The organism is Pseudonocardia sp. D17 (assembly GCF_036984265.1).
Classification (GTDB): Bacteria; Actinomycetota; Actinomycetes; order Mycobacteriales; family Pseudonocardiaceae; genus Pseudonocardia; species Pseudonocardia benzenivorans.
In genome coordinates, this window is record NZ_BPRG01000175.1 from 1 (window position 1) to 292 (window position 292).

General features: G+C 71.9%; 1 protein-coding gene. It reads right to left on the reverse strand.

Features of this window, described 5'->3' with window-relative positions:
- On the reverse strand, nucleotides 1–292 hold a 292-nt coding region (locus PSD17_RS25045), incomplete at both ends, for a WD40 repeat domain-containing protein (RefSeq protein WP_339124790.1).

Genomic DNA, 292 nt, shown 5'->3' on the forward strand with positions numbered 1-292 from the left:
TCGGGGGTCACCACCGTCGTCACCGCGATCACGCGGTCCTCGTGGCCGGTCAGTGGCTGGCCGATCTGGTCTCCGGTGTTGAGGTCCCACACTCGCACGGTCCTGTCGTCGCTGCCGGTGACGGCGAGGGTGCGCCCGTCGGGGGTCACCACCGTCGCCATCGCGACCACACGGTCGCCGGGGCCGGTCAGTGGCTGGCCGATCTGGTCTCCGGTGTTGAGGTCCCACACCCGCACGGTCCCGTCCCAGCTGCTGGTGATGGCGAGGGTGCGCCCGTCGGGGGTCACCACCG